The organism is Kitasatospora putterlickiae (assembly GCF_039527695.1).
Taxonomy (GTDB): Bacteria; Actinomycetota; Actinomycetes; order Streptomycetales; family Streptomycetaceae; genus Kitasatospora; species Kitasatospora putterlickiae.
Genome location: NZ_BAAAKJ010000179.1, coordinates 1,498 through 4,899, shown reverse-complemented (window position 1 = coordinate 4,899; position 3,402 = coordinate 1,498). Strand labels below are relative to the sequence as shown.

Genomic DNA, 3,402 nt, shown 5'->3' with positions numbered 1-3,402 from the left:
CGACCACCGCGCCCAGCGCGAAGACCAGGAAGAGGGCGGTGACCATCCGGCGCCGGCGGGCCAGCAACCGCGCCCGGCGCTCGGCGCCGCCGGCGGGCCCCGGCCGCGCCTCGGTCCGGACCGCCGGGCGGGGGGGCGCCGGTTCGTCCGCCGGGCCACCTGGGGTGGCCGCGGGGTCGTCGGAGACGGCCGCGTCCCGCTCGGGGGGGCCGTCCTCGGTCTGCTCGTCGTCACGCGGTTCGTCGCCCAGGGCCCGGGACGCCCGCCGCTCCAGCGCCGAACGCCCGGCCAGCAGGCGGATGGCGGTGCTGAAGCGTTCCGTCGGGCGCGCCTCGTTGAGCTCGTCCTGCCTGCGGAGCCACATCGGCACCAGATAGGCGGCCCAGGCCCCTACGATGACGGCGTAGATAAGGCCGCTACTGCTCACGATTCACACCGTACGGGCGTGAAGGAAGGGCCGGTAGCAATTTGGCGCGGCGTGTCGTGTGATCAAGCTGATTCTCCGACTATTTTGCCGGTATTTGTGCCCCTCCGTCGCCGCTCCGATGCCATATCGATATTTTATTCGAACATACATTCAATTCCTTGGACGACGGCCCGAGCTGAGTGAACGCCAGCGCTCCAGCATCCCCTCGGGGACCTCCTCGGCGGTGAGCGCGAACACCAGATGGTCCCGCCAGTCGCCGTCGATGTGCAGATAGCGCGGCCGCATTCCCTCCGAACGAAAGCCGAGCTTTTCCACCACCCGCCGGCTCGGGCCGTTCTCCGGCCGAATGCACACCTCGATCCGGTGCAGCCCGAGGGTCCCGAAACAGTGGTCCACCGAGAGCGCCACGGCGGTCGGCATGATGCCCCGCCCGGCCACCCCCTCGTCGATCCAGTAGCCGACGTTGGCCGAGCACATCGAGCCCCAGGTGATCCCGCCGACGGTCAACTGCCCGACCAGCCGGCCCCGGTACAGCACCACGAAGGGCAGCATCCGGCCGGCCGAGGCCTCGCCGCGCAGGTAGCGCACCATCTGCCGGTAGGTCGGGCGCGGGCCCGCGGCCAGGCCGGCCGGGCCGGGCGGCACGGTGGCCTCCCAGCGCCGCAGCCAGTCCCGGTTGCGGCGGCTGACCTCCTGCCACTCCCGTTGGTCGCGGGCCCGGATCGGGCGCAGCACGACGTCCCCCTCGTGGAGTTCTACCGGCCATCCGGCGTTCAGTGCGCGCTCCCGGAAGCTGGTGCGTCGGGCCGGGGGTGGTCCCCGCCGCCGAGCTGGTCGACGGCGTGGGCGAGCAGCGGGGCCAGTACGGCCAGACCGTCCCGGACGCCGCCGGTCGAGCCCGGCAGGTTGACGACCAGGGTACGTCCGGCGACCCCGGCCAGCCCCCGGGAGAGCGCGGCGGTCGGCACCTTCTCCCGCCCGTACGCGCGGATCGCCTCGGGGATGCCGGGGATCTCCCGTTCCAGGACCCGGGCGGTCATCTCGGGGGTGAGGTCGGTCGGCGAGACGCCGGTCCCGCCGGTGGTCAGCACCACGTCGTAGCCGGCCGCCACGGCCTCGCGCAGCACCGCCTCGACCGGTTCGCCGTCCGGGACGACCCGGGGGCCGTCGACCGTGAAGCCCATCGCGCGCAGGCCCTCGACCAGCAGCGGGCCGCCCTTGTCGGCGTAGACCCCGGCCGAGGCGCGGTTGGAGACGGTGACCGCCAGCGCCCTCATGCGGAGGCCTCCGGGGCGGTCCAGTCGCCGCTCTTGCCGCCGGTCTTGGCGAGCACCCGGACGGACTCGATCGCGGCGCCCTTGTCGACCGCCTTGACCATGTCGATCACGGTCAGCCCGGCCACCGCGACGGCGGTCAGCGCCTCCATCTCGACGCCGGTCCGGTCGGTGGTCCGCACGGTGGCGGTGATCTCCACCGCGTCGTCGGCGACGGTCAGCTCGACCTTGACGCCGGAGAGCGCGATCGGGTGGCAGAGCGGGATCAGCTCGGGGGTCTTCTTCGCGCCCATGATCCCGGCGATCCGGGCCACCGCCAGCGCGTCGCCCTTGGGCAGGCCCTCGCCGCGCAGCAGCCCGACCACGCGCGGGGCGACCCTGACCCGGCCGGCCGCGACGGCGGTCCGGGCGGTCACGGCCTTCTCGGAGACGTCGACCATCCGGGCCGCGCCCTGCTCGTCGACGTGGGTGAGGCGGTCGCCGGGGGGCGAGGTGGTCACGGTGGCTCCAGGGGCGCGCAGGTCGAATACCGCGCTACCGTACCCCCCGGTCCGGCCCCGCGTGGGACGGCCCGCGTCGTGGGACGGCCCGCCCGGGACGGCCTGCCCCGAACGGGAGTTCGCCCGGGCGGCCCGGCGCTCAGCCGCCGAGCAGCACCACGTCGACCTCGCTGCCGGCGGGCAGCTCGGTGACGTCCTCGGGCACGGTGATCAGACAGTCCGCCCGGGCCAGCGCGCCGACCAGGTGCGAGCCCGCGCCGCCGACCGGCTCGACCAGGCCGTCCCGGGCGGTGTAGCGGCCGCGCAGGAACTGCCGGCGCCCGCCGGGCGAGCGCAGCGCCACCGGGCAGCGCGCCCGGACCACCGGGCGGTGGACGTCCTCGGCGCCGAGCATCGCGCGGATCACCGGGCGGACGAACAGCTCGAAGGAGATGTACGCGCTCACCGGGTTGCCGGGCAGGGCCATCAGCGGCACGCCCGTGCCGGGGCCGATCCGGCCGAAGCCCTGCGGCTTGCCGGGCTGCATCCGCAGCCGCCGGAAGTCCACCCCGCCGTACTCGGCGAAGACCTCCTTGACCACGTCGTGGGCGCCGACGCTGACCCCGCCGCTGGTGACGATCAGGTCGGCCCGGCCGAGCTGGTCCTCCAGGACGGCGCGCAGCCGGGCCGCGTCGTCGGGGACGCCGCCGACCCGGTAGGCGATCGCGCCGGCGTCCAGGGCCGCGGCGGTGAGGGTGAAGCTGTTGGAGTCGGTGATCTGCCCGGGGCCGACCGGCTCGCCGGGCTGGACCAGCTCGCTGCCGGTGGAGAGCACCACCACCCGCGGACGCGGGCGGACGGTGACGGTGGCCCGGCCGATCGCGGCGAGCAGGCCGAGCTGGGCGGGGCCGAGCCGGGCGCCGGCGGCCAGGACCCGGGTGCCGGCGGTGACGTCGCTGCCGCGGCGGCGGATGTGGGCGCCCTCGGCGACCGGGCGCAGCACCCGGACCTCCTCGTCCTCGGCCGGGGCGGTCATCGCGTCGGCGGGGAGGCCGGTGCCGGTGCCGCCGTCGGTCCACTCGACCGGGGCGACGGCCTGCGCGCCGGGCGGGACGGGGGCGCCGGTCATGATCCGGGCGGCCTGGCCGGGGCCCACCGCGGGGAGCTCGCCGGCGCCGGCGGCGATGCCGCCGACCACCGCGAGCACCGACGGGTAGGCGGC

4 protein-coding genes and 1 pseudogene are annotated in these 3,402 nt (G+C 75.5%); all 5 read right to left on the bottom strand.

Annotated elements, in window-relative coordinates; genetic code table 11:
* A pseudogene (locus ABD308_RS18035) lies at positions 1 to 427 on the bottom strand (hypothetical protein); the annotation flags it as partial.
* A 150-nt stretch (positions 428 to 577) separates the two neighbouring features.
* Positions 578 to 1,204, bottom strand: coding sequence for a GNAT family N-acetyltransferase (locus ABD308_RS18030; protein WP_344335613.1), 627 nt, complete (start codon positions 1,202 to 1,204; stop codon positions 578 to 580).
* Positions 1,201 to 1,704, bottom strand: a complete 504-nt coding sequence (locus ABD308_RS18025) for a MogA/MoaB family molybdenum cofactor biosynthesis protein (protein WP_344335608.1) — start codon at positions 1,702 to 1,704, stop codon at positions 1,201 to 1,203. The genes ABD308_RS18030 and ABD308_RS18025 overlap by 4 nt, the downstream gene beginning before the upstream one ends.
* Positions 1,701 to 2,141, bottom strand: a complete 441-nt coding sequence (gene moaC, locus ABD308_RS18020) for a cyclic pyranopterin monophosphate synthase MoaC (protein ID WP_344335610.1) — start codon at positions 2,139 to 2,141, stop codon at positions 1,701 to 1,703. Before moaC ends, ABD308_RS18025 begins: the two co-directional genes overlap by 4 nt.
* 199 nt (positions 2,142 to 2,340) lie before the next feature.
* Positions 2,341 to 3,402: molybdopterin molybdotransferase MoeA (locus ABD308_RS18015; RefSeq protein ID WP_344335606.1), on the bottom strand; the 1,062-nt coding region annotated here is incomplete at its 5' end.

What these genes read in the sequence shown, in the direction of transcription:
- ABD308_RS18025 (WP_344335608.1), bottom strand. Translation starts at nt 1,704, where the DNA reads ATGAGGGCGCTGGCGGTCACCGTCTCCAACCGCGCCTCGGCCGGGGTC.
- moaC (WP_344335610.1), bottom strand. Translation starts at nt 2,141, where the DNA reads ATGGTCGACGTCTCCGAGAAGGCCGTGACCGCCCGGACCGCCGTCGCG.